Origin of the sequence: Alicyclobacillus fastidiosus, from assembly GCF_026651875.1 — a bacterium.
Lineage (GTDB): Bacteria > Bacillota > Bacilli > Alicyclobacillales > Alicyclobacillaceae > Alicyclobacillus > Alicyclobacillus fastidiosus.
The window spans coordinates 918,887-936,909 of record NZ_CP104067.1; the positions used below are offsets into that span (position 1 = coordinate 918,887).

General features: G+C 56.4%; 19 protein-coding genes and 1 pseudogene. 13 read left to right on the forward strand and 7 right to left on the reverse strand.

What is annotated here, in order from left to right:
• Positions 1 to 388: 388 nt before the first annotated feature.
• Positions 389 to 838, reverse strand: a complete 450-nt coding sequence (locus NZD89_RS04745; RefSeq protein ID WP_268006619.1) for an MFS transporter — start codon at positions 836 to 838, stop codon at positions 389 to 391.
• Here NZD89_RS04745 and NZD89_RS04750 point away from each other — a divergent pair.
• From NZD89_RS04750 to NZD89_RS04790, 9 genes and pseudogenes are all read left to right on the forward strand, one after another.
• Positions 804 to 1,244: pseudogene (locus NZD89_RS04750) on the forward strand (response regulator transcription factor). The gene NZD89_RS04745 and the pseudogene NZD89_RS04750 overlap by 35 nt on opposite strands.
• A 207-nt stretch (positions 1,245 to 1,451) precedes the next feature.
• A complete protein-coding gene (locus NZD89_RS04755) occupies positions 1,452 to 2,189 on the forward strand; it encodes a L,D-transpeptidase family protein (protein WP_268006620.1) in 738 nt (245 codons plus the stop codon).
• A 178-nt stretch (positions 2,190 to 2,367) separates the two neighbouring features.
• Positions 2,368 to 2,850, forward strand: a complete 483-nt coding sequence (locus NZD89_RS04760) for a GtrA family protein (RefSeq protein WP_268006621.1) — start codon at positions 2,368 to 2,370, stop codon at positions 2,848 to 2,850.
• 191 nt (positions 2,851 to 3,041) lie between these two features.
• On the forward strand, positions 3,042 to 4,280 hold the full coding sequence (locus tag NZD89_RS04765) for a cysteine desulfurase-like protein (RefSeq protein ID WP_268006622.1): 1,239 nt from the start codon (positions 3,042 to 3,044) through the stop codon (positions 4,278 to 4,280).
• A 255-nt stretch (positions 4,281 to 4,535) separates the two neighbouring features.
• Positions 4,536 to 5,168, forward strand: coding sequence for an HlyD family secretion protein (locus NZD89_RS04770; RefSeq protein WP_431308753.1), 633 nt, complete (start codon positions 4,536 to 4,538; stop codon positions 5,166 to 5,168).
• 13 nt (positions 5,169 to 5,181) lie between these two features.
• Positions 5,182 to 6,810: a DHA2 family efflux MFS transporter permease subunit gene (locus NZD89_RS04775; RefSeq protein ID WP_268006624.1), complete on the forward strand. Its 1,629-nt coding sequence runs from the start codon at positions 5,182 to 5,184 to the stop codon at positions 6,808 to 6,810.
• Between the two features lie 18 nt (positions 6,811 to 6,828).
• Positions 6,829 to 7,368, forward strand: coding sequence for an NAD(P)H-dependent oxidoreductase (locus NZD89_RS04780; protein WP_268006625.1), 540 nt, complete (start codon positions 6,829 to 6,831; stop codon positions 7,366 to 7,368).
• A gap of 48 nt (positions 7,369 to 7,416) precedes the next feature.
• Positions 7,417 to 7,812, forward strand: coding sequence for a hypothetical protein (locus tag NZD89_RS04785; protein ID WP_268006626.1), 396 nt, complete (start codon positions 7,417 to 7,419; stop codon positions 7,810 to 7,812).
• Between the two features lie 84 nt (positions 7,813 to 7,896).
• Entirely contained in the window at positions 7,897 to 9,045 is a 1,149-nt protein-coding gene (locus NZD89_RS04790) for a 5'-3' exonuclease (protein WP_268008393.1), read from the forward strand.
• A gap of 47 nt (positions 9,046 to 9,092) precedes the next feature.
• Here NZD89_RS04790 and NZD89_RS04795 read toward each other — a convergent pair whose 3' ends face one another.
• Positions 9,093 to 9,644 (reverse strand): precorrin-2 dehydrogenase/sirohydrochlorin ferrochelatase family protein, encoded by a 552-nt coding sequence (locus NZD89_RS04795; protein ID WP_268006627.1) that lies wholly within the window; start codon positions 9,642 to 9,644, stop codon positions 9,093 to 9,095.
• 126 nt (positions 9,645 to 9,770) lie between these two features.
• On the opposite strand from NZD89_RS04795, the gene NZD89_RS04800 reads away from it, so the two are divergent.
• From NZD89_RS04800 to NZD89_RS04815, 4 genes are read left to right on the forward strand one after another with little or no spacing between them, the layout of a single operon-like run.
• Positions 9,771 to 10,490 carry a phosphoadenylyl-sulfate reductase gene (locus tag NZD89_RS04800; RefSeq protein ID WP_268006628.1) on the forward strand — a complete coding sequence of 240 codons (720 nt, stop codon included), beginning with the start codon at positions 9,771 to 9,773 and terminating at the stop codon, positions 10,488 to 10,490.
• Positions 10,491 to 10,547: 57 nt separating this feature from the next.
• Complete coding sequence (locus NZD89_RS04805; RefSeq protein ID WP_268006629.1) at positions 10,548 to 12,239, forward strand: NADPH-dependent assimilatory sulfite reductase hemoprotein subunit; 1,692 nt, start codon at positions 10,548 to 10,550, stop codon at positions 12,237 to 12,239.
• 13 nt (positions 12,240 to 12,252) lie between these two features.
• The gene (gene cobA, locus NZD89_RS04810; protein WP_268006630.1) at positions 12,253 to 13,698 is read left to right on the forward strand and encodes a uroporphyrinogen-III C-methyltransferase; all 1,446 of its coding nucleotides are present in this window, start codon (positions 12,253 to 12,255) and stop codon (positions 13,696 to 13,698) included.
• Positions 13,695 to 14,444 (forward strand): sirohydrochlorin chelatase, encoded by a 750-nt coding sequence (locus tag NZD89_RS04815; protein WP_268006631.1) that lies wholly within the window; start codon positions 13,695 to 13,697, stop codon positions 14,442 to 14,444. The genes cobA and NZD89_RS04815 overlap by 4 nt, the downstream gene beginning before the upstream one ends.
• 64 nt (positions 14,445 to 14,508) lie before the next feature.
• On the opposite strand, the gene NZD89_RS04820 is transcribed toward NZD89_RS04815, so the two are convergent.
• The 5 genes from NZD89_RS04820 to NZD89_RS04840 form a co-directional block, all read right to left on the reverse strand.
• Positions 14,509 to 14,793 (reverse strand): HesB/YadR/YfhF family protein, encoded by a 285-nt coding sequence (locus tag NZD89_RS04820; protein ID WP_268006632.1) that lies wholly within the window; start codon positions 14,791 to 14,793, stop codon positions 14,509 to 14,511.
• A 155-nt stretch (positions 14,794 to 14,948) separates the two neighbouring features.
• Positions 14,949 to 15,332 (reverse strand): hypothetical protein, encoded by a 384-nt coding sequence (locus NZD89_RS04825; protein WP_268006633.1) that lies wholly within the window; start codon positions 15,330 to 15,332, stop codon positions 14,949 to 14,951.
• Positions 15,333 to 15,474: 142 nt separating this feature from the next.
• Positions 15,475 to 16,491 (reverse strand): GNAT family N-acetyltransferase, encoded by a 1,017-nt coding sequence (locus NZD89_RS04830; protein ID WP_268006634.1) that lies wholly within the window; start codon positions 16,489 to 16,491, stop codon positions 15,475 to 15,477.
• A complete protein-coding gene (gene purU, locus NZD89_RS04835; RefSeq protein ID WP_268006635.1) occupies positions 16,434 to 17,300 on the reverse strand; it encodes a formyltetrahydrofolate deformylase in 867 nt (288 codons plus the stop codon). Before purU ends, NZD89_RS04830 begins: the two co-directional genes overlap by 58 nt.
• A gap of 167 nt (positions 17,301 to 17,467) precedes the next feature.
• On the reverse strand, positions 17,468 to 17,890 hold the full coding sequence (locus NZD89_RS04840; protein ID WP_268006636.1) for a PaaI family thioesterase: 423 nt from the start codon (positions 17,888 to 17,890) through the stop codon (positions 17,468 to 17,470).
• Positions 17,891 to 18,023 lie beyond the last annotated feature (133 nt).

Consider the following 18,023-nt stretch of genomic DNA (forward strand, 5'->3'; position numbering starts at 1 on the left):
GTTGCGATGCAACAGGTGGCGTGGTGACTTGACAATAAGTCAAAGTAAGTCAAGCTGAAATGACTTATACCCATACGGAATGGAGGTGACTAGCATGAGTTACTGGGATCTGTACTACTTCTTCAATCGCTTGTCTCTCGGCGCAATGGTCTCAACATCCATCGAATCAACGCTGCTAGCGTCTAATGCAATCTGAGACACAAGGCAGACACCACCTGCCTTGTGTTCTTACATAGAGCGTATCAACCAAGAAAACCACAGTTAGTGTCATCGAGGACTAACGTATTCGGCATAAGAAATTTAACGGACACGGGAAGAGACGGTGCAAGGCGCTTCAATTGTTGCTTGGCCACTGTCTTAAACGACTCTCGTTTGAACTCCTGCCGTTTCAATCCGCGGGGAGCGTATCCTCTACGGCTGTGGGTGGCGAAATAATCGCTATCGGTGCGGCACTGGCGAGATCGACGCTGTCAGCCGAATGGTCGGAGGAAACCGACAAGGACGACAATGCGTCCGTCAAGTCGTCGCGGATGGGGAACAGGAACGGGATGCCGGAGAGTATCGAAAGTCCGCCCATCCATAAGAACACGGTGGGGAGTGGGAAGTGTGTGAGAAGAAATCCGCCGAACGCCATTCCAAGTGGCATGGCCATCGGGAACAGTGCACCGATGGTGCCCATTACACGTCCCCGCACCCGTTCCGGTACGTTGCTGACGAACACGGAAGCTACTGCGCCGTTTAAAGTGCCGATGACGAACCCCGCGATGAGCGTCAGCGAGGCGTCGATGTAGACATTCGGAAATTTGCCTACCCTCGGTCTCTGTGCGTATCTGAACACAGTTGGAGATATGGAGTGGTGGGCGAGGCAGAGCATGGGTACAGAGCCGTGGAACTGGGCTTATCGCTCAAACCAGACGTCATTCTGATGGATCTCCTGATGCCAGGGCTAGCGGGAGTCGAAGCCATCGGCGAGTTGATTCGGGGCGGTTCGACAAGCCGCATTGTCGTCCTCACCAGTTCTGTCGACGACCGCATGGTGCTTGCAGCCATTCGCGGACTTGACGGATCGGGAAATGGATGTGTTAAAAGGCATCGCGGCCGGGAATAGCAATCAAGAGATAGCAGACAGCCTCGGGATAGGCATCAAGACGGTGAAGACGCACGTCAGTAACATCTTGATGAAGTTGGACGTGCAGGATCGGACCCAGGCCGCGATTTATGCCATTCGTCACAACGTCGTTTGAGGTTCGAAGGCTCAATCGCTGCGCAAGGCCAAACGGATCATTTTTTTGAACGGGGCCCATTCGCGAGTCGAAACTGCCGACTCGTGAAAGGCCTTTGTGCTTTCTCGGGTCAACCCGAAGGGATTGCGGTCTTATGGAAACCAAGCGCATGCGGATTTCACCGAACAAGCACCCTAAACGACGACGGATCAGAGAGGGGATGCTTACATGCTGCGCCAACGACACAGATGGAGGAGGATGTTACTCGGCCTAGTCGCGGGAAGTCTCGTTTGCATGCGCGTGACGGCTGCGGTGGGCGGAACAGGCGGACGCGTTCATGGACAAGGGCAGTACACGATTCAGATTGATTCGGCGCACCCGCTGCTGAAGGTGTATCGGGCTGGAGAATTGTACCGTACGTACAGGGTTGCCCTAGGAAAATCGGACTCGCAAACGCCGATCGGGGAATGGCGCATTGTGGAGAAACATAAAGATTGGGGTGGGGGCTTTGGCACCCGCTGGCTTGGTCTCGACGTGCCATGGGGAACCTATGGTATCCACGGGACCAATCGTCCCGCGTCTATCGGCTCCTTTGCGAGTCATGGCTGCGTGCGCATGAGCAATCAGGACGTCGAGCAGCTCTACGACATGATCCCCGTTGGTACTCCCGTCACCATTCGGGGCAATCCGCTCGCGCACCTTCGCACGCTGGAATATGGCAACATCGGGGCAGACGTGCAACTGGTCCAAAAACGGCTTTGCGAGGCGGGTTTTTACGACGACCCGTGCCACGGAAAGTTTGACGCGCCGACGCAGTTTGCGCTGATTTACTTCCAAATTACTCACGACCTTCCGATGGATGGACAAGTCACCATCGACGACTACCGTGCATTAGGCCTCGCCCAATCGAACTCTACCACGGGGAGCGCTGGGGTGCCTGGTACAAAGATCAAGTCGCTTGGGTGACCTCAATCGCACCGCTGTGTGATACCATGGATGAAAAACCGTTCATCAGCTATCGGTGACGAAATGGGATGTTCACGCATAGCACGTAGGAAGGTTCGATGACAATCCGAGTGACAAGACGCACCAATGACATCGGGGTGACGCGGAATGAAGCGACGGGTATCCGCCGGGATGCGCCATGACAAGATTTAAGACCATTCGCATGTTTGCGCTCCTGAGACAAGCAACGCTGTTTTGCGTGGTCGGTTTCACCAATCTTTTCGTGGATACGGCCGCCTATTACTCCGCCTATCACTATGGGCATTTTAATTATTTGGCCGCGCAAGCCGTTTCTTATCCGTGTGGGGCCATCAACAGCTATTTCCTCAATCGACGTTTGACGTTTGCCAAACGTGGGGGGCTTAACCCCTATGAAATGTTGAGATTTGGACTGTTGAACGTCCTATCCATCCTCGGTTCCATGTTAGCGCTGTTCGTTGCCAACCACTCGTTGCATGTCGGGCTGTCTGCCAGCAAGGTAGCGGCCAACGGTACGGCCTTGTGTATGAATTACGCAGGCTCGAGATGGTGGGTGTTTCGGAGACACAAAGCGAAGGTCGTCGTGCTTCGCGACGAACTGACTCCAAAAGATCCGCAACTGGGACACGTGAACGAGGAGTGATCGCCGCTCGTCATGCAGAGGGAATCGGGCGCTACCGTGGCCACGCGTTCCAAGTGGCCGCGGTAGCGTGTGTGTAGGTGTGTTGTTGGCACGCTCGCGTTCTCTTTAGCGAGTCTAGCGAGGCAGGCGAATGTCTTTATAGACAAGCTTGTGAGAATCGACAGACGAATATACCGTAAGGAGGAATTTGTATGACTTTGCGCATCGATGTCGAAAGAGTTCGACAACAATTCCCCGCCCTCGCGAGGACGCACCGCGGTCAACAGGTGGTCTATCTGGATGGACCGGGCGGATCGCAGGTTTGTCAATTCGCCATCGACGCCGTATCCGCCTATATGTCGCGCGGGGGCGGCAATCTGCACGGCGTGTTCCCAACCAGCGTCGAAACGGAGGACATTTTGGCGCAGGCGCGCCGGTCGGTCGGCAGTCTGTTGAACGTACCGGCAGAGGAAGTGGCCTTCGGGCCGAACATGACGACCTTAAACCTGGCAATTTCCCGTGCGCTGGCGCGTACTTGGCAACCCGGCGACGAAATTGTCGTCACCGAGCTCGATCACCGCGCGAACGTAGATCCCTGGCGCCGTGCCGCAAAAGATCGCGGTGTTACGGTAAAGTGGCTGAAGGTCGACACAAAAACGCTCACACTAGATCTGAAAGCGCTCGACCACCTCCTTTCTCCTCGCACGCGCCTCGTGGCCGTGGGCCTGGCCTCGAACGCCGTCGGCACGGTGACAGACGTGCGCCACATCGCTTCCATGGCGCATGCCATGGGGGCTCTGGTCGCAGTCGACGCGGTGCACGCGGCGCCACACATGGTCATCGACCGCGACGCGCTTGGCGCAGACATGCTTTTGTGCTCCGCCTACAAGTTCTTCGGGCCGCACGTCGGCGTCGCCACCCTCCGACGCGACGTCTTCGAGTCACTCGACACGTATAAATTGGAGCCGGCCCCGTCGTCCATTCCGGACAAGCTCGAGACGGGCACGCAGAACCACGCGGGCATCGCGGGCGTCGGAGCGGCAATCAGCTACATCAGCACGCTTGGTCAGGGGGCCACCCTGCACGAAAAGCTCGTTCGCGCCTTCGATCTCATCGAGGCGCACGAGGATGCACTGGCGTGGCGCATGCGGCAAGGGCTTCAGGACCTGCCAGGCGTGACCCTCTATTCAGCGGCCCCGGACATTCGCAAGACGCCGACCATCGCATTTACCGTCGATGGCGTAGCCCCACGTGAAATCTGTCAGGAAATGGTGGATGAGTACGGGATTTTTATCGCCGATGGGGATTTCTACGCCAGCACGTTGGCGCATAAACTAGGCCTCGACCAGACGGGGGGGTTCGTGCGCGCTGGCCTTGCACCGTACAATACGAACGCGGAGGTAGACGCCTTTTTGGAGGCCCTGACTCGCGTAGTGAAACGTCGCCGCTAGGTTAAGCGCCGACCCTCGAATGTGACATGATTCGGAACGTCGGTCCTGGAATGTTCGTCACAGCATGGTTGTATCTTGCACTCATAAGTTTAAGCAACTAAAATATAGGTCGCATAAAACATTTAAGTGGTGAATGTAAGTCTGGACGTGCGACCGTACATGCTAAGTTGAAATGTGGATGGGCATGCTACGTGAAGCGCTTTTCGGACTCTAGATCCGCTATAGGGGGACTTGAACACAGTGAATGCTAGACGCATGTTGATTGTACAGATCGTCGTCATTTTGGTTGTGCTCATCGCCGGATTTGTCGGTTATTACTATTACAATCAATCTACGACGTACTTGAAGACTGACGATGCGCAAGTCACTGGGCAGCAGATTGTCATCGCTGCTCCGGCTACAGGAAAGTTGACCAATTGGGATGGAACCGTCGGCACCCAGTTTAACGCAGGCGACAACGTTGGGACGATTCAAGTGCCAAGTGCCAAGGGGACGACAAGTGTCGACGTGCCGGATCCACAAAGTTCGACAATCGTACAGAACATGGCGGTGAATAACGAGTTCGTGGCAGCTGGCACGCCGCTTGCGTACGCGTACAACCTGAACAACTTGTGGGTCACGGCAAACATCAAAGAGACCCAGATCAACGACGTGAAAGTCGGCCAGGCGGTGGACGTATACATCGATGCGTATCCTGGCACCACGTTCAGCGGCGTTGTGAAACAGATTGGCCTGGCGACCGCGTCCACGTTCTCGTTGCTGCCTACAGCCAGTACGGATGCCAACTACACGAAAGTGACGCAAGTCATTCCAGTGCAAATCCAAATTCAATCGGGCACAGGTCGTTTGGCGCCTGGTATGAACGCTTCCGTTCGGATTCACAAGTAAGGGGGCGCCTTTGATGAGCCAAGTAGCCATGCGTGCCGCTCCTGGTGGTTCGAACACGGCGAGCATACACAAAGCGCCTATCTTGATTTCGTTGGTGATTGGTGCGTTTGCGGCCATTTTGAACCAAACGCTCCTGAACGTGGCAATTCCGAAGTTGATGAACGATTTTAACGTGTCCGCGAACACGGTTCAGTGGTTGAGTACGGGTTACATGCTGGCCAACGGGATCGTCATTCCGCTGACGGCGTACCTCATGGGCACGTTCACCACCCGGCAATTGTTCTTAGGGGCGATGACCATGTTCGGGTTGGGGTCTGTCTGCTGTGCGGTCGCTCCCGACTTCGTGGTGATGATGATCGGCCGCGTCATCCAGGCGATCGGGGCGGGTATGATGATGCCCTTGATGATGACGGTGATCATGACGCTGTACCCGCCGGAAACGCGCGGGAAGGCGATGGGGACAATCGGCATCGCGATGTTCTTCGCCCCAGCCGTAGGACCGACGCTGTCCGGGTGGATCATCCAGAACTACTCCTGGCGCGTGTTGTTCTACATCGTCATTCCGGTGGCGGTAATCGATATCATCGTGGCCGCGATTTACTTGAAAAACGTCACAGAGCGAACGTTCCCGAAGTTTGCGTTCCTCAGTTTTTTGAGTTCCACTATCGGTCTCGGTGCATTGTTGTACGGATTTAGCGAGGCGGGCAGCAAGGGCTGGGGCAGCGGCGTGGTCGTCGTCAGCGTGATCATCGGCGTCGTGTTCCTGATCTTGTTTGTCATTCGCGAACTGACCACCTCGCATCCGCTGTTAAATTTGCGGGTGTTCAAGGTGGGGGGGTTCTCACTGGCCGCAGCCGTGAGCTGTGTTGTCAACATGGCGATGTACGGTGGGGCGCTGCTCACGCCGATGTACATTCAAAACCTTCGAGGCTACAGCTCTCTCGACTCCGGCCTGTTGATGTTACCGGGTGCCATTTTAATGGGTATCATGTCGCCTGTGTCGGGCGCTCTGCTCGATAAAATCGGCATTCGACCACTCGCGGTTGTCGGTCTTCTCATCACAGTTATCACGACGTGGGATTTGGGACACCTTACACCCAACACGCCATTTGGCCATATCGAGTGGATTTATACGTTCCGCATGTTCGGAATGGGCTTTATCGCCATGACCATCATGACCAGTGGGTTGAACTATCTGCCTCGGCAATTCGCAGCACACGGAACGGCTGCGGCGAACACTGTGCGAATGGTCGCTTCGTCGCTGGGCACCTCGTTGCTCATCACCGTGATGACGAACCGGACGAACACGCACTACAATCAATACATCAATACAGTCACGTCGACCAATCCGCAGTTGTACAACTCGGTGCACACCATGGTACAGGGCTTTGCCGCACAGCTCGGCGTACCGATGCAGACAGCGCAGACGTATGTGACCTATCTCATGTACGGCCAAGCTGAAAAACTCGCCGGCGTGCAAGGTGTCGATGACGCATACCTCGTCGCGGCTGCGTTGGCGCTCTTGGCGCTCATCATGTCACTGTTCTTGCGCCGCAACAAAAATATCGGGAAGAGCACGCCAAAGCGCGAGCCTCAGCGTGCACTCCCAGCACCGGCGACGGTGGAACCGAACGAAGGCTGACATCGGAGGTACGAATGAATGAACATCTACGTGGTATATGACAGCGAGGCTGGACATACCGAAGCGCTCGCCGGCGCCATCGCCGACGGCGCTAGGTCCGCCGAGGACGTGAACGTCCACTTCCATCACGTCTCCGAGGCGGATCCACGGGATTTGGCAGACATGGACGCCATCATCTGGGGATGTCCGGGACATTTTGGTACAATCAGTTCAGGATTGAAGGCTTGGATAGACAAGCTCGGCCCCATGTGGGCGCAGGGTGCACTCGTCGGTAAAATCGGCGCGGCGTTTTGTACGACCGCGACCGTCCACGGCGGCATCGAAATGACACTTTGGAACTTGATCACGCCAATGCTGCACAACGGGATGATCATTGTCGGGCTCCCTGGGAACGTTCCGGAAAACGTTCTGTACGGCTCGTATTATGGCGTGGGTGTCACGTGTCCCGTCGAAATGTCGGAGGACGCGCCGTTGAACATGCCGACAGACTCGGATTTGGCACTCGGACGGGCGCTTGGTCGACGCGTCGCCGACATCACGCGCAAATTCGTGTCTTAACCGTCGTCCTTCGGCCGTCCCATCTGAGCTGACAGGGGGTGTGTTCCGATGAAGTTTTTGATAATCTTTGCTGCCGTCGTCGTGGTCCTTGGCTTGGTCTTTATCAGTTCGAGCATGCGGGCGATGCGGCGCGAGCGAAACGATTCGCAAACGGATTCCGACGAGGGTGAGTACGCTTCTGAGGTGGCCGTTGTCGACGCCCAAACGGGCACACCCGAGGCCTCGCCTAGGACCGACGAGGACCTTGACAATTCGCGGTACAGCGAAGGGGATCTCGCCTATCGGGAGGCCTTGCGCATGCAGTTGCGCGGTGTGGACAACACTGGTGCGATGGGCGCATCGAAACCGAAAAAGGAAATCTTGAGTGATGTCGAGTACCGGAAAGCACTTCGGGGTGTCATTTCCGACAAGGGTCGGACGAAGGGCGAGGACGAGACAGAATAACGGTGACGAGGAGAGCGGGGAGATGCCCGCTCTCCTTTTTGCTTGACCAAAAGGGCGTCGTCGCCAAGTGGCGGATGCTTGGTCATGCAAGCGCTCGCCGCCCCGCTCGCGCGCATCCGTGCTACAATGGGACAAGGATTTATAGGCGAAGAGGTGCGCACACATATGAAGTTGATTTTAATAGATGGGTCGTCTCTCTTGACGACCTCCTTTTTTGGCAATGTACCGAGGGATTATTATCAATTGCGATCGCAAGAAGAGCGTGAGGCGTACCTTCGCAAGAAGGCCCTGCGGACCGAGGCGGGGATCTACACCAACGCGGTATACCCAATGACCAGGATTTTACTGAATCTCATCGAACGTCAAAAGCCGACCCATCTGGCCGTGGCGTGGGACGTCTCTCGGAACACGTTTCGACGAGAACTGTACCCGGACTACAAGGGACACCGCGAGGACGCCCTGCCGATTCTCGGCGAGCAGTATGGGACGATGCAGGCCTTGCTCGAGACGATGAACATCCCGCAGTTTTGGTTTGAGGACTATGAGGCAGATGATATTCTCGGCACGCTCGCCCGCAAGTTCGAGCAGGACATGCCAGTTTATGTCTTTACAAAGGATCAGGATGCCTTGCAGCTGATCTCGGAGGGTACACGTGTTTGGCTCTTGACCTCAAAGGCGGACGCGCTGTATCAGAACCGGGGACTCAGCGTCAAGCAACTGTCCGTTCCCGACGGGACCTTCGAATATACGACTGTCACGTTCGAGGAGGAGTATGGGTTAGAGCCTTGGCAGATGATCGACAAAAAGGCGCTCGAAGGGGACAGCAGTGACAATATTCCAGGTGTCAAAGGCGTAGGGGAAAAGGCCTCTGTGCCACTCTTGAGAGAGTTCGGGACCATCGACAACCTGTATGAGTACATTGAAGATTTGTATCCAGCTCACGAATCCGACTTGAAACAGATGTTTAAGGCGCTAGGCATCGCTCGCTCTCCGCTGTCCTACCTCTTGAAGGAGTCCGAGACGGAACTGGTCGGCAAGCGAGCGGCGTTTTTGAGCAAGACCTTGGCGACGATTCGCACTGATTTACAGGAACTGGAACACGTGGATGCGGCGCGGTTAGAACTGAACATCGATTACGCGCAGACGCGTGAAAAATTTGTCGAACTCGAGTTCAACAGCCTGCTGAAAAAACTTCCGGTTGCAGAGCCGACGGGTGACGACGTGGCGGTCTAAAGCTGTCCGCGCCGCCGCCAAGCGGTGCACCGCCACAGGGTGGAGGGCTACAGCGCCGTGCCATCTCCTGACGACAGTTGTTCGAGCGCCGCGTAGAAGCGGCGACCGCCATCCTCTAGGTCTTTCGCTAGCGCGTCTCGCAGCTTTTTGGCGAGTGCCGGGGAGTGGCCCGAAGTCGAGATGGCGAGTTGAATGCCCGCCTGCTCGTAGACGGCGGGTACGATAAAATCGCAGGCCTTGGCGTCATCGGCGACGTTGCACCAGATGCCGAGGGCGTCGGCGTCGTGCGCGATGGCCTCGTTGACGGCGCGATGATTGGTTGCGGCGAAGACGAGGGCCGCCCCGGTGACATCAGTGGCTTGATACGCGCGTGCCACGTGATGGACGCGGCCGTCAGAAATCCAACTCTGTAAGTCGGAGGTGATTTCTGGGCTGACCACGGTTATGGATGCCCCCGATGCCAAGAGGTTTCGCACTTTGCGCGTGGCCACGACCCCACCGCCGACGACGACGCACAATTTGCCATGAAGGTGCAGGAAAGCCGCGTAGTGCAAGACCGTATCCCTCTTTTCCGAAGCATTGACCTTCAACTGGTACATTCATCATAATCCACCGGATTTACAAGGTAAAATACCAGGTTTCGTCGTTGACAATGACGACGCTCCGTATTATAGTCATCAGAAGATTAATTCCGAAAATGTCTATCGGATTATGAGGTGAATGCTTTGACGACAACCGTATCGACAATACCCGAGTGGATCGAACAGCTCGCTGAAGAGTTTGAACAGGCAACTCCTCAAGAAATTATCGCGGAAGCACTCCACCGTGACCCGAATATGACCTTTGCATGCAGTTTTGGCGCGGAGGATATGGTCCTTCTCGACATGCTGATGAAGGTGAACCCAGAGGCGAACGTGTTCTACCTGGATACGAACGTCCTGTTCGAAGAGACGTATGACCTTCGCGACAGAGCTGTCGAGAAATACGGCATCCCAAACCTGCGTCAAGTACTCCCCGCGTTAACCCTGGCTGAACAGGCTGCACAGCACGGCGACGAATTGTGGAAGCGAGATCCGAACGCTTGCTGCGCCATCCGCAAAGTCACCCCACTCAAGCAAGTGCTCACGGAATACGATGGCTGGATTACGGGAATTCGCCGGGAACAAGCTCCGACCCGCGCGAATGCCAAAGTATTCGAGTGGGATGATAAATTTGGACTCGTAAAAGTAAATCCGCTCGTTCGGTGGACAGAGGGCCAAGTGTGGCGTTACATTAAGCAAAACGACGTCCCGTACAACCCATTGCACGACCAGAACTATCCAAGCATCGGATGCCTGCATTGCACGCGGCCAGTGAACCCGGGTGAAGATCCGCGCAGTGGACGCTGGGCAGGTTTTGCTAAGACCGAGTGCGGCTTGCACCCGAGTGCTCAATTACGGCGGTAACATCGTCAGTCTCTAGGGCAAGGCACATAGAGAATCGGAAACGGTGAGGTGAACTGGATGGAGAAGGAGAAGAAATTGTCGAAGAACGAGACAATTAAACAAGAAAGTCATTTTCTCCGGGGGACGATTGCAGAGGCACTTCAGGAAGACTCGACGCACTTTTCTGAAGAGAATATTCAGGTTCTCAAATTCCATGGCATGTATCAGCAGGACGACCGCGACCTTCGCCGTCAATTGACGAAGGAGGGGAAAGAGCGGGCGTATTCGATGATGATTCGCGCGCGCATTCCGGGCGGCATCTTAAGTGCAGAGCAGTACCTCCAGTTCGATAAGTTATCTGAGCAGTACGGCAATGAGACGATGCGCATCACCACGCGTCAAACGTTCCAATTGCACGGGATCTTGAAGAAGAACATCAAGGCGACGCTGAAGAGCATCAACGATGTGCTGATTACGACTCTGGGCGGCTGTGGCGACCAAGTTCGCAACATCGTCACATGTGCGGCGCCGCACGAAGGGCCGTTTTACGACAGTGTGCGCAAAGACCTGCTCGCTGTGGTCGACGCGACATCGGCGAAGACCAACGCCTACCACGAAATTTGGCTGGACGGCGAAAAGGTGAACCTCGCCGAGGGTGAAACTGAGGAGCCGCTGTACGGTGAAACGTACCTGCCGCGCAAGTTCAAGATCGCCTTCGGATACGAAGGGGACAATTGTGCGGACATCTTCTCCAACGACATCGCTATCACTGCACATCGAGCGGGCGACGAAGTAGCTGGATACACCCTGGCGATAGGCGGCGGGATGGGGCGCACGGCAAGCGATAAAAACACACGACCATTCCTGGCTAAGCCGTTCTGCTTTGTGGAGCCGAGCAAGCTCACTGAAGTTTGTAAAACCGTGATCGGAATTCAACGCGATTTTGGCAACCGGGAAAACCGCAAGTTCGCGCGCATGAAGTACCTCGTGGCGGACAGAGGGATTGAGTGGTTCCGCGAAGAGGCCGCAAAGCGCCTAGGTTACGAACTCGATCCTCCGCGCGACATCGACTGGACATCGTCCCATGATCACTTGGGTCGCCTGGAAGGGGAAGCGGGCAAGGTTCACCTAGGGTTGTTCATCGAGAACGGCCGCATTCACGACACCGAGACCATGAAGTTGAAGTCTGTCCTTCGCGAAATCATGGTGGCGTATCAGCCAACGGTTCGCCTGACGACACAGCAAAACTTGATTCTCTGCAACCTGACGGAACAACAGGCCAGCGAAGTCGAGCAGTTGTTGCGCGACGCCGGTGTCAAGTTGGCGGACGAATACCGCCCCATCTTGCTGGAGTCGATGGCCTGCCCGTCGATGCCGACGTGCGGCCTGGGTATCGCGGAATCGGAACGAGCACTGCCGACCATCATCCGCGAATTCGAAGCGGCGCTTGTGAAGCTCGGGCTTCAGGACGATGGCATCATCATCAGGATGACGGGGTGCGCGAATGGATGTGCCCGCCCGTATATCGCCGAGATTGGGTTTGTCGGCCGTGTCCTCGGCAAATATGACGTATTCTTGGGTGCCAATGTCGCAGGTACGCGCATGAACCAGCTATTTAAGGAAATGGTACCTGCACAGGAACTGGTCTCGACGCTGTATCCTATCCTCGAGGCGTATCGCGATGAGCGCCGCGCTGGGGAGTCGTTTGGCGACTACTGTGTTCGTGTCGGTCTCGACCAGTTGCAAGAGCGTTTAGTGACTGTATCGTAAGGAGGCTTCGCGGATGGCAAGTGGAAGGGTGTTCCTCGTCGGGGCTGGCCCCGGTGACCCTGGACTCTTGACGGTAAAAGGGCGACGTGTATTGGAACATGCGGACGCCATCGTCTACGACCGTCTAGCGTCTCCACGACTCCTCGGTTACGCGAAGCCCGGCGTTTCCCTTTATTACGTCGGCAAAGTCGCCGACGACCATACGATGCCGCAGCGCGACATCGAACAACTCCTCATTTCCTTGGCACGTGCCGGACGGAACGTCGTTCGCTTAAAAGGCGGCGATCCGTTCGTCTTCGGCCGCGGCGGGGAAGAGGCCTTGGCCCTGGCGAAGGCGGACATTCCTTTCGAAGTCGTCCCTGGCATCACGTCCGCCGTCAGCGTCCCGGCTTACGCAGGTATTCCCGTTACTTACAGAGATGTATCACCGTCTTTCACAGTGGTCACCGGTCATCGGTCGACCGAAGGCTTGGAGTTGGATTGGAATGCGTACGCAAAGCTCTCAGACACGCTCGTCGTCCTCATGGGCGTGCGCCAGCTTCCTCGAATCGTCGCCGGGCTCTTGACTGCCGGGAAGTCCCCGACGACGCCCGTGGCACTGATTCGGTGGGGCACGCGTGCAGCCCAGCGGACGCTGGTGGGGACACTCGAGGACATCGCAGAGACAGTCCGCCAGACTCGCTTTCAGTCGCCGGCGATTATCGTCGTCGGGGACGTGGTCTCCAGTCGGGACGAACTGTCCTGGTTTGAGTCGCTGCCACTCTTTGGCCGAAGGGTGTTCATCACCGCTGACACCACTGCGGAGGCGATACGGATGGCGGAGGCGCTTGAAGTGTTGGGCGCTGAAACCCTGGCCTTTAGCAGTGAACTCATCGCTTCACAAAACACATCAGAGATTCGGTGCGCTTTGTCCGACGTCATGACGTCGGGCGTTCCAGCAGGCGTGTACTTTACGACGACACTTGGCGCGAAGTGTTGGTTTGACGAGCTCAGGGTGTCGCGAATTGACGCACGCCGCCTGTCCTCACTGAGTTTTGGTGCGTCGAACCACGTCGTCGCCGAATACCTCGAGACGTACGGCATTTTCGCGGATGGCATTGGGCCCGATACCTTGTTGCAGTCGCCTGTCGAGCAGTGGTGGTGTGAGGCGGGGGGCAATTTGGCACAGGCATTCGGCAACCTTTCCGTTGCGCCTTTCAACACGTTCTGTGCGTACGCCGTTGATGAGAATCGACCGTGGTCAGGCGTGTTTCGGGAATGGCTAGCAGAAGGAGTGGACGTGGTGTGGACAGCACACCGGTCGGACGCTGTGGAACAACTGTCTTTAGAGGCATGTCAAGCGGGGGCCCCGATTCGACTGCAATCGCTGCACTACGCAGATGATTCGTCCATTTCGCAGACCATGATTGAGGCATTGTGGAATGACCATCCGGCAGATTCGACGGTGGTCCGCGTATGACCACGGCCATCCTGTTCGTTGGACACGGGACTCGGCGTCAGCACGGAGTTGACGAATTCGTTCGCTTCGTGGACGCTGTGAAGTCTCTCGTGTCCCCTTCTATGCTATCGTCTCACGCGTTCCTCGAGTTACAGTCCCCGGATATCGTGCAAGGTATCGATTCGCTCGTGGCACGAGGAGCAGACCACGTGGTGTGTATCCCGTTGTTCCTGTTCTGTGCAGGACACATGCTCGAGGACATTCCGCGCCAATTGGCCAGCGCGGCGCGCGCGCACCCTGACGTTCGCATGACGTTATCCGAACCGTACGGCACGGATGCTGCGCTGTTCAAGGCATTGGTGGAACGCATCGCAGCGCTTTCGGTAAATCTATTCGCCCCTGGGACGGGGATCTTGTTGCTCGGCAGGGGGAACAAGGAGCCGCAAGCGCAGGCGGTGTTTGGCGAATTGGGGCACGAACTCGCAACGCACGTGCGGGCGCAGGTGTCGGTCGGCTACCTAGCCGGAACAGGGCGACGACTGGAGGATACACTCACTCAGATGGCGGCTGAAGGCTTCACCACGATTGTGGTTGCGCCGTATTTGTGGTTCAGTGGTTGGCTCACGGACACGCTTCCCGAGCGAATCGCCAAGTGGCAAGCGACCACTGGTCGCAGCGAGATACAAATTCGGATTTCCGACCATTTAGGGATTCACCCTGATGTGGTGGCGTGTGTGGCTGACCGCGTTCGGAACTATCTGGTATAAGCATAAAATCGGCGCAGTCCGCGTGGAAACGTGGAACTGCGCCAATTTTATGTACAAGATGTGGTTAACGGACGTCAAACGAGAGTTCGTCGGCCTTCGCGTCGTAGCTCAAGTACACATCATGGCCGTCAAAATACCATGTGTCCTGCTCCTTCACGAAAACCTGAATACCGTCTCGCTCCACGGCAGATGCCACCTCCGTGGGGCGTTCCACGGATAGTGTCAACGCGAACCCGGGTTGAGTCAAAGAATCTCCGTAGCGTGTCATAATCCGCACGGCACCACCGGGCACGAGACCGAATTCGTCCTTCAGCCATTTTGTTGCGGCGCCGTCGACGTGAATGTCCATGTGAGTACCTCCTTGGTTATGACGGTGATCTTGGATGCTGTAAAAGATAACACAACCACGCCAATCGTGCACGGAACTTAATTTTGTAATATTTGAATAATTTGTGGCGAACGACGAGGAGTCGTCGTGGAGTTCGTCTCCTCGTCAATAACTCCTCACCAATAGTACGGATATCCGTAACCGTACCCACCATATCCACCATATCCACCATAGCCACCATAGCCACCATAGCCATAACCGTAGTATGGGCGCGAAGCGAGTGCACCGAGCGTGAAACCGGTCAGGGCACCAAATCCGAAGAAGGCCGCTGGTCCGTAGACCTCAGTAACATCCGCACGGTCGTGCGTGGCGTTCAGAGTCGCGAAGTCTTCTTTGTCGTTGTCGAGCGATACATATTGGTATCCGCTGGTGCGAATCAGGTAGATACCGCGCGGGTTCACACTTTGTAGAATCCCTGGATATACACGTCCACTCACGTGGTGTACGTAGACATGCCGGCCGACCAAACGTTGTGCAACAGGGTACAAATGATGTGCCATGCTGCTTTCCCTCCCTTCGTTCCCCATACCATATGCCTGGGGGAGGGAGGCCGCAAGGGCGAATGACTCGGCAGGTGCGCCCCGACGGGGAAATCGGTATGTCTTTGCTGGCGTCAGGGCGGATTGAGAAGTGGGTGGATGGTCAGGTGGTGGCGGGATCGAAACAGAAAAACATGTTGCAGGGCGAAGAATGACTGCCGCGGCGCAGCGTCATCAAGGGCGACTGCATCTTTACTTGAAAGCCCAGTTGATACGCTGTTTTGTGCAGAAGGTCGTGTTGTGCGTAGACGTCGAGCCGCATCGGAAGCCCCTCCCGCTTCGCACATTCCACAGCGTCTTGTAGTAGCGTGGCAGCGTCCTCTTGTGCAGGCGCGAACAGTGGCCCCAGGCGGATCGCGCCGCGCTCCATCACGGCCAGCGCGGCACTATGCCAGTTGGGCCCTTTACCGCGGGAGATGACGTAGGCCTTGCCACGCTCGACGAGGCACTCAAACAGCGCCGTCCGGCAGAAACCCGTATAGTTCCGGTCGAGGTCGGACAACCGTGGGACGAGCTCCTGCCGCAGCACTTGAAAAGGTTGCGGCAGAGCCGGCTCCATCCCGCCACAGGTACTGGTTGTTGGCGCGTCTTCAAAAGGCTTCGTCGATTCGCGACCAGATTCGGCGTCAACGCCCTGCTCCATGCGCCACACTTCGCCGATACTGATGAATCCCATGTGGCTGTACAGCGGAAAACCTTGTTGTGTCGCGATGAGGTGGAGATTGTCGTCCGGGTAGTGGTCGAGGACGGTCTGTAGGAGGCGCCGCCCCAAGCCCTGACGCTGTACACTCGGGTGGACGATCAGCTGACCGACGGCGACATCGGTCGGGCCTAGTCTGAACGCTACAATGGTCGCCACGAGCTTGTCGCCCCGCAACGCCCCGAGCGTGTGACCAATGTTCTGGTAGAGTTTCAGGCGCCATGGGACGACCGCCCAGCCCACCGCTTGTGTCAGTTCACGCATGTCCGATAGATCAGAACTCGCAAGGGCACGAATGTGGTACAGCTCGTCCAGTTCGCGCATCCGACGGGGCCCCTTTCTTCCTTTAATCTGAAGTGCGCTTATGCAAAAACGATGGTCTTGTTTTCGTAGACGATCACCTTGTCCTCGAGGTGCCATTTCACCGCTCGAGCGAGGACGGAGCGCTCGACTTGGCGCCCAGCGATGCGTAGCGCGTGGGCGTCGTACCGGTGATCGACGCGGGTGACATCTTGCTCGATAATGGGCCCTTCATCGAGGTCCTCCGTTACATAGTGAGCCGTCGCACCGATGAGTTTGACGCCGCGCTCATAGGCCCGGCCGTACGGGTTGCGCCCGATGAACGCCGGGAGGAACGAGTGGTGGATGTTGATGATGCGGTTCGCGTAGCGTTCCAGAAACGTAGGGGATAGAATCTGCATGTAACGCGCCAAGACGACGACGTCGATCTCGGCCGACTCGAGCAGGTGGAGCTGTTCGGCTTCGGCTGACGATTTGTCGTTTGGGTACACCGGGATATGGTGAAATGGCAATCCGAACGACTTGACCAGCGTCTGCGCGTCGTCGTGGTTGCTCACGACCATGGAGATGTCGGTATCCAATTGGCCGCTCTGCCATTCCCACAGGAGTTCCTGGAGACAGTGCAGTTCCTTCGATACAAAAATGGCCATCCGCTTGCGGCGCCTCGCCGGCGCATACCGCCAAGACATCTGGAATTTTTCCGCTAGAGGTGCGAAGTCCGCACAAAGTGACCGCTCTTGAGCCGGAAGTTGGTCGAGATGGAACTCGATACGCATAAACAGCGTTCCGTCAAACGCGTCTGTCGAGTACTGGTCGGACGCCGAAATATTGGCGCCTTGTCGATATAAAAACTGTGCCACGGCAGCCACAATGCCTGTACTATCCGGACACGCGATAAGTAGGCGTCCTCGGTTTTCCTCTGTCATCATATACCCTCCACTGCCATTGTTTTTCTAAAAACTGTAGCCAACCTTCCGGGTTTGGTCAATTGTATTCTAAAGACGATTCGGCGCGGCCCGACGTGTCGAAAACCCTTGCTGCCACAGCGCAGCACCAAAAGGGTCAGCCGACGGCTGACCCCGGCGAGATACGACTCTCAACTGACCCCTTCAATCCCCATCTTCGCTTGCTGTTCCTTAGAGAGGACGATCATTTTCGCAGATGAGGTGGCTTTGACCTCACCTTTGGAATTGACCATACTGGCTTCGACGTACAGCAGCCGTTTGGTCACTTTCGTCGGATGCGCCTCGACATGTACCGTCTCCCCCACTTGAACAGGCGCCTTGAAGGTGATGTTCAATTCCGCCGTGACGGTGACGAGACCCATATTTAGCGGTACGTAGGCGGAAGCTTCGTCCAAGAGAGAGCTCGTAATTCCTCCATGCTGCACATTCGGCCAGCCAATGTGGCGCTCTTCACAGTGGAACGTCGCGTGAACGGCGTCTCCGTCTTGCTGAAACTTGATTTTCAGTCCGTGTGGATTTTTATCACCGCACACAAAGCAATAGTCAAACCCCATTCGTTTCAACCACCTTTGTCAGAGCCTATGTCTACTACATCTATTATGAGGTTGATTGAGTCGGTTCTCAAATCGAGGCTGAGACACGGGGAGTCGGAATCCGCTGTTGAAGGCCAAGCGTAGACCGTCGAAT

Coding starts and splice junctions, on each gene's coding strand:
- NZD89_RS04775 (WP_268006624.1), top strand. CDS start 5,182: ATGAGCCAAGTAGCCATGCGTGCCGCTCCTGGTGGTTCGAACACGGCG.
- NZD89_RS04790 (WP_268008393.1), top strand. CDS start 7,897: ATGCAAGCGCTCGCCGCCCCGCTCGCGCGCATCCGTGCTACAATGGGA.
- NZD89_RS04820 (WP_268006632.1), bottom strand. CDS start 14,793: ATGGACATTCACGTCGACGGCGCCGCAACAAAATGGCTGAAGGACGAA.
- NZD89_RS04770 (WP_431308753.1), top strand. CDS start 4,536: ATGTTGATTGTACAGATCGTCGTCATTTTGGTTGTGCTCATCGCCGGA.
- NZD89_RS04830 (WP_268006634.1), bottom strand. CDS start 16,491: ATGGCACCTCGAGGACAAGGTGATCGTCTACGAAAACAAGACCATCGT.
- purU (WP_268006635.1), bottom strand. CDS start 17,300: ATGATGACAGAGGAAAACCGAGGACGCCTACTTATCGCGTGTCCGGAT.
- NZD89_RS04755 (WP_268006620.1), top strand. CDS start 1,452: ATGCTGCGCCAACGACACAGATGGAGGAGGATGTTACTCGGCCTAGTC.
- NZD89_RS04840 (WP_268006636.1), bottom strand. CDS start 17,890: ATGGGGTTTGACTATTGCTTTGTGTGCGGTGATAAAAATCCACACGGA.
- NZD89_RS04760 (WP_268006621.1), top strand. CDS start 2,368: ATGACAAGATTTAAGACCATTCGCATGTTTGCGCTCCTGAGACAAGCA.
- NZD89_RS04795 (WP_268006627.1), bottom strand. CDS start 9,644: ATGTACCAGTTGAAGGTCAATGCTTCGGAAAAGAGGGATACGGTCTTG.
- NZD89_RS04785 (WP_268006626.1), top strand. CDS start 7,417: ATGAAGTTTTTGATAATCTTTGCTGCCGTCGTCGTGGTCCTTGGCTTG.
- NZD89_RS04815 (WP_268006631.1), top strand. CDS start 13,695: ATGACCACGGCCATCCTGTTCGTTGGACACGGGACTCGGCGTCAGCAC.
- NZD89_RS04780 (WP_268006625.1), top strand. CDS start 6,829: ATGAACATCTACGTGGTATATGACAGCGAGGCTGGACATACCGAAGCG.
- cobA (WP_268006630.1), top strand. CDS start 12,253: ATGGCAAGTGGAAGGGTGTTCCTCGTCGGGGCTGGCCCCGGTGACCCT.
- NZD89_RS04805 (WP_268006629.1), top strand. CDS start 10,548: ATGGAGAAGGAGAAGAAATTGTCGAAGAACGAGACAATTAAACAAGAA.
- NZD89_RS04765 (WP_268006622.1), top strand. CDS start 3,042: ATGACTTTGCGCATCGATGTCGAAAGAGTTCGACAACAATTCCCCGCC.
- NZD89_RS04825 (WP_268006633.1), bottom strand. CDS start 15,332: ATGGCACATCATTTGTACCCTGTTGCACAACGTTTGGTCGGCCGGCAT.